Origin of the sequence: Pseudomonas sp. I2 (assembly GCF_040984075.1) — a bacterium.
Lineage (GTDB): Bacteria > Pseudomonadota > Gammaproteobacteria > Pseudomonadales > Pseudomonadaceae > Aquipseudomonas > Aquipseudomonas guariconensis_B.
Window position 1 is genome coordinate 1 of the sequence record NZ_JBCGFQ010000142.1, and the last position, 520, is coordinate 520.

2 protein-coding genes are annotated in these 520 nt (G+C 58.7%); both read left to right on the top strand.

Translation table 11 applies throughout. The annotated features are described in order from the left end of the window. Positions 1–297: N-acetylmuramoyl-L-alanine amidase (locus tag WCE05_RS25940; protein ID WP_368816830.1), on the top strand; the 297-nt coding region annotated here is incomplete at its 5' end. Beyond that, positions 297–520 (top strand): coproporphyrinogen III oxidase (locus tag WCE05_RS25945; protein ID WP_368816831.1); only part of this gene is annotated, 224 nt, incomplete at its 3' end. The genes WCE05_RS25940 and WCE05_RS25945, both read left to right, overlap by 1 nt.

The following is a 520-nucleotide window of genomic DNA, read 5'->3' on the forward strand; positions in this document are numbered from 1 at the left end:
CTGGTGCAGACCGACACCATCAAAAACAGCCTGACGCTGGGCTCGCATATCCTGAAAAAGATCAAGCCGGTACATAAGCTGCACAGCCGCAATACCGAGCAGGCGGCGTTCGTGGTGCTGAAGTCACCATCCATACCGTCTGTGCTGGTGGAAACCTCGTTTATCACCAACCCGAACGAGGAGAAACTGCTCGGCACCACCGCCTTCCGGCAGAAAATCGCCACCGCGATTGCCAACGGCATTATCAGCTATTTCCACTGGTTCGATAACCAGAAAGCCCATTCGAAGAGACGTTAATGAAACCCGATGCCGCGCAGGTAAAAACTTTTCTGCTCCAGCTCCAGGACAACCTCTGTCAGCAGCTGAGCGCCGTGGATGGCGCGCCGTTTATTGAAGATGCCTGGCAGCGGGAAGGCGGTGGCGGCGGACGCAGCCGGGTGCTGCGCGAAGGCCGGGTGTTCGAGCAGGCGGGGGTCAACTTTTCCCACGTCCATGGCGACGCCATGCCTGCCTCCGCCAC